Annotated in this window: 3 protein-coding genes; 2 read left to right on the forward strand and 1 reads right to left on the reverse strand. The window is 74.0% G+C overall.

Annotation, left to right across the window (positions count from 1 at the left end; all coding sequences use genetic code 11):
* The coding region (locus ACXJKL_RS13615; RefSeq protein ID WP_457207580.1) for a CapA family protein at positions 1–880 on the reverse strand (880 nt) is incomplete at its 3' end.
* Positions 881–1,057: 177 nt separating this feature from the next.
* On the opposite strand from ACXJKL_RS13615, the gene ACXJKL_RS13620 reads away from it, so the two are divergent.
* Together ACXJKL_RS13620 and ACXJKL_RS13625 are read left to right on the forward strand one after the other, a co-directional pair.
* A complete protein-coding gene (locus ACXJKL_RS13620) occupies positions 1,058–3,988 on the forward strand; it encodes an ATP-binding protein (protein WP_457207581.1) in 2,931 nt (976 codons plus the stop codon).
* Positions 3,985–5,334, forward strand: a 1,350-nt coding sequence (locus ACXJKL_RS13625; protein WP_457207582.1) for an AAA family ATPase, incomplete at its 3' end; no start/stop codon positions are given. The genes ACXJKL_RS13620 and ACXJKL_RS13625, both read left to right, overlap by 4 nt.

A 5,334-nucleotide genomic window follows, 5' to 3' on the forward strand; every position in this document is an offset into this window, starting at 1 on the left:
GTCCGTAGCCCACGTAGGTGTCGCCCGACCAGCCGGCGCCGCCGAGGACGTGCGCGTGGCTGCCGACCACGACGTCGGCTCCCGCGTCGGCGAGCCGGCGGGCGAGCAGCCGCTGCCGCTGGCTCGGGCAGGACTGGTACTCCCGTCCCCAGTGCAGGTAGACGACCACCACGTCGTCGACCTCGGCGGCCGACGACACGGCTCGCAGCAGCGCGTCGGGCCTGGACTCCCGCGCTGCGGCCACTCCGGCGTTGTCCGGCCCGGCCGCCCACACGTCGCTGCTGCCCTCGCGGAACACGGAGTCGGCCGCGAGGAAGGCCAGGTCGATCCCACGCCGCGTCACCCGGTACGGCGTGAAGGCCGCGACCTGGTCGCGGCCCGCCCCCACCACCTCGACCGTGCCGCGCGCCGCCCTCAACGTGTCGGCCAGGCCCGCTTGGCCGTAGTCACCGGCGTGGTTGTTGGCAACGCTCACCACGTCGACGCCGGCGGCGGCGAGCACGTCGAACGCGCCGGCGGGGGCCCGGAAGTGGTAGCGGTCCTCCGCGTCCTCGAGCTCCTTGGGGTCGCGACGCCGCCGGTCGGTGACCGCGGTCTCCAGGTTGAGCATCGCCACGTCGGCCTCGCGGAGCGTGGCCGCGATCGGCCCCAGCCCGCCGCCGGGGCGCCGCAGCAGCCGCCGGAGGTGGGCCTCGAAGTGCACGTCGCCGGCGAAGGCCAGGGTGACCTGCCGGGAGGGCTCGTCGGCGATGCTGGTCCCGCGCGGCGACGGGTCCCCCGCCCCGGGGTCGTCGGGAGGCTCCGGCGCGGTCGAGGAGCAGCCCGCGAGGACGAGCACGAGCGCCGCCACCAGCGCGATCCCGCCGCCTGGTCGTCCCACGTCGGCTCACCGTCCCTCCCGTGCACCCGATTGTGCCCGTGCCGTCGAAACGTCGCCCGCCAGCGGCAGGTCAGCCCGTCGACCCGATCTCCCGGCGACCGTTTCTCGGTGGACAGCCGCGGGTCGCGGGTGGACTCTGGACTGGCGGGTCTCGGGTTCTCGGCGATCGGAGGCGGCATGGGTGCGCTCCCCCACCCCGACYTGCCCTCCGGTCCCCACCACGACCTCGTCGAGGCCCTCCACGACCTCCACCACCGCGCCGGCTGGCCCTCGCTCCGCACCCTCGCCAGCGGGGCCGGTGTCTCCCACACCACGGTCTCCAAGGTCTTCTCGTCGCCGACGATCCCCACCTGGGGCACCCTCGAGCTCCTCGTCGAGGCCATGGACGGCGACACCTCCACCTTCCACGACCTCTGGCTCGCGGCGACCTCACCACCGGACGCGACCACACCCGCCACCCCCCGCATCGCCGGACGCACGGACGAGCTCGCCGCCGTACGACGCCACCTCGAGACCGGCAGCGGGCTCCTCCTCGTCACGGGCGAGGCCGGCATCGGCAAGACGACGCTCGTCACCACGGCCGCCGACGCCACCGCCGTCTTCGTCGCCACCGGGCGCTGCCTGCCCCTGTCGACAGCCGTTCCGCTGCTGCCCGTCGCCGACGGGTTGCAGCGTGTCTTCGACCGCGACGACGGCGCGTGGCTGAAGGACGCGCTGACGTCCTGCGCGCCGTACGTCGCCGGCTCCCTGCAACGGCTCGTGCCCGACGTCGAGCGGCTGGTCGACGTCGTCCTCCCGCCCCGGGACGAGTGGTCGCTCCAACGGCTGTTCAGCGCGGTCGGGGCGATCCTCGCGAGCCTGGGCGGGATCCGGCCCCTCGGGCTGGTCATCGAGGACCTGCACTGGGGGGACGCGGCGACCCTCGACCTGATCGAGCACCTCACCGAGCGAGGTCCCACCGTGCCGGTGGTGGGGACATTCAGGACCGACGACCCCACGACCGCCGCCTCGACGAGCGAGTGGCTCGGACGGGTACGCCGCCTGCCGGGCACCGACGCGCTCGCGCTCCCACCCCTCAGCCGGGAGGAGACCGCCGAGCAGCTGTCCCTGGTCCTCGGCAGGAGGCCCGCAGCCGACCAGGTGACGACCATCCACGACCGCAGCCAGGGGCTGCCGCTCTTCACGGAGCAGCTGGCCCGGGCGGCCGGGGGCGAGCAGCCCCTGCCCGAGGTGCTGGCGGACCTGTTCGAGACACGCCTCGCCGGCCTGGGAGCGGCGGCGCGGACCGTTGCACACGTGCTCGGGGTCGCCGATCGCGACCTCCCGGAGTCGGTCGTGCGCGAGGCAGCGGGCCTGTCGCCGAACGGGCTCCTCGACGGCTTGCGGGAGCTGTCCCGCCAGCTCCTGCTGGCACCGTCGGAGGATCGCGACCTCGTGCGCCTGCGCCACCCCCTGCTCGCCGATGCGATCCGACGGCGCCTCGTCCCCGGTGAGGCCACTGGACTGCACCGCAGCGTGGCCACCGCCCTCGCCGCGATGCCCGAACCGTCTCCCGCCGAGGTCGCCCTCCACTGGCAGCGCGCCGCAGCCCCTGACCGGGAGGTCACGTGGCGCATTGCCGCGGCGCGCGCGGCGGCAGACCGGTACGCGTCCAACGAGGAGGCCGACCAGTGGTTGCGCGTCATCGACCTCTACTCCACGGGTCACGTCGAGCCGTCCGGACCCGCGCTGAGCGAGGTGTACTTCGCAGCCATCGACGCCGTCTGGAACGTGGGGCGCACCGGTGACTCGCTCCTGCTCGTCACCCAGGCACTCGAGAGGCTCGAGGACCTCGACGGCAAGCCGCGGGCCGATCTGTACTTCCGCGCCTCCGCACGCAACGCGGGCAGCGTCAGCCCGTCCCGGTCGATGGTCCTGGTCGAGCAGGCCATCGAGATGTACCGCCTGCTACCACCGACGACCGAGCTCGCCCTGTCGCTCGCCCGCCGGTCGTCGTTGTCCGCTGCAGCCGGGGACTGGGACGCTGCCACTCGCGACATGGACGAGGCCGCCGCCGTGTGCGAGGCACTGCGCGACATCCCCACGCTGCGGTGGGTGAGAGCCGAGCAGGCATGGCAGGAAGCGATGTCCGGGCACCGCGATCAGGCCCTGCAGCGGATCGCGGCCGCAGCCGCGCTCGAGTCCCCGGCACCCGATCCTCGAGGCGACATCCGGCTCGGGGTCTTCGCCACCGACATCCTCCTCAAGTGCGGGGGCACCGTCGGTGAGGTGATGGAGGCTGCCCGCCAGGGCCTGACCGCCGCCTCGGAGTGGGACACCTCCGTGTTCGGGAGCTGCCTGCTCCGCGCGAACGTCACCGAGGCGCTGATCCTCGCCSGCGCGGTCGCCGCCGCGGCCGAGGTCATCGATCCCGCCGCCGCCGACCCGGTCCTGGCCCAGCAATGGCCGATCCAGGTCGAGAAGGCCCACCTCGACGCGGTGTGCGGCAGGCTGGACGCTGCGGCCGACCGCGCCTCCTCGGTGGTCACCGCGCCGAACGCGTCCCTGGCGTACCGTCTCGAGACCCTCACCGTCGCCGCTGTCGTCGACCTGTGGCGGGACGAGCCGAGGTCGGCGCTCGAGGCCATGCTCCCGCTGCTCGACGAGACGGCCTCCACGGGCTCCTCGCTCTTCGCAGGCGCCCACCTCGTGATCGCGGCACGGGCGGCGGCAGACCTGGCGGATTCGGTCCCGAGGTCCAGGAGGACCGACCTCGGTCGCGATCTCGACGCTCGGCTCCGCACGCTCCTCGACGACATGCGGTCGGAGCCGTTCGGCCACAGGTCGGTCTTGGCGGACGCCATGGCCAACGAAGCCATGTGGCGGGGCGAGATGTCCCGGCTCACGGGGACCCAGACGACGGATTCCTGGCTGCAGGCCGGCCGAGAGTGGGAGCGGGTGTCGCGTCCCCACGACGCGGCGTACTGCCGCTGGCGCGCCGCCCAGGTCGCGCTCCGTGACGGCCAGGGCACCCTCGCCGCTCGACTCCTCAGGCGCGCCACCGCCGACGCCCGCGAGCACGTCCCGCTGTCCCGGGCGATCGCGGAGACGGCCGCGGGTGCACGATGAGCGCACTCCCCCGCCCCGACCTGCCACCCGGCCCGCACTGCGACCTCGTCGCAGCCCTCCACGACCTCCACCACCGTGCCGGCTGGCCGTCCCTGCGCACCCTCGCCCGGGAGGCCGGGGTCTCCCACACCACCGTCTCCAAGACGTTCTCCTCGCCGACGATCCCCACCTGGGGCACCCTCGAGCTCCTCGTCGAGGCCATGGACGGCGACACCTCCGCGTTCCACGCGGACTGGCTCGCCGCCACGTCACCACTCCAGGACAACGCCCCCAGCACCCCTCCGATCGCCGGACGCACCCACGAGCTCACGGCCGTACGACGCCACCTCGAGACCGGCACCGGGCTCCTGCTCGTCACCGGCGAGGCCGGCATCGGCAAGACCCGGCTGGTCGACACCGCCRCGCAGGCCACCGACACGTTCGTCGCCACCGGCCACTGCCTGCCCCTGGCGGCGGAGGTGCCCTTCATGCCGATCGCCGACCTCCTCCGCGCGGTCAACGGGGTGGACGCGGGCCACTGGATCGCCGAGGTGCTCAACGACACGTCGCCCTTCGTCTCCGACTCCATCGCACGTCTCCTGCCCGAGCTGGACGGCTCCGGCGAGCCACCCCCCGCAGGTGACGACGTCTGGTCGCGTCAGCGACTCTTCGCCGCGCTCGGCCTGGCGCTCGCCGGGCTGGGCCGGTCACGACCCCTGGCCCTGCTCCTGGAGGACCTGCACTGGGGTGACCCCGCCACCCTGGACCTGGTGGAGCACCTCGTCGTCCACGACCCTGTGGTGGCCATCGTCGGCACCTGGCGCAGCGACGATTCCGCGACGCCAGCCTCCAGCGTGGAGTGGTGGACACGGATGCGTCGCCGGTCGAACGTCGCCACCCTCGAGCTCGCACCGCTGGACCGGGACGGCACCGCCGCACTGCTCGCACTGTTGCAGGAGGGAGCTCCGAGCGAGGAGATGATCGACCGGATCCACCGGCGCGCCCTTGGGCAGCCGCTGTTCACCGAGCAGCTGGCCGCCCAGATCGATGCGGACGCGCCGCTCCCCCGGCTTCTGAGCGACCTGCTCGACCTACGACTGGACGGTCTGGGCGAGTCGGCCCGCGTGGTGGCGCGCACCCTGGCGATCGCGGACCGCGCGCTCACCGACGTCCAGCTGCGCGAGGTGTCGGGACTGGACTCGGGGCCGCTGGCGGACGGGTTGCGGGAGCTCGGAGGCCGCCGCCTGCTCGCGGCGCCGGGGCACGACGTCGAGCTGCGCCACCCGCTGCTCGCCGAGGCGGTGCGCCGCAGCACCGTCCTGCCCGAGGCGGCCGACGCGCATCGGGTCGTGGCCGCTGCCATGGGT

The organism is Nocardioides sp. P5_C9_2, from assembly GCF_054049555.1.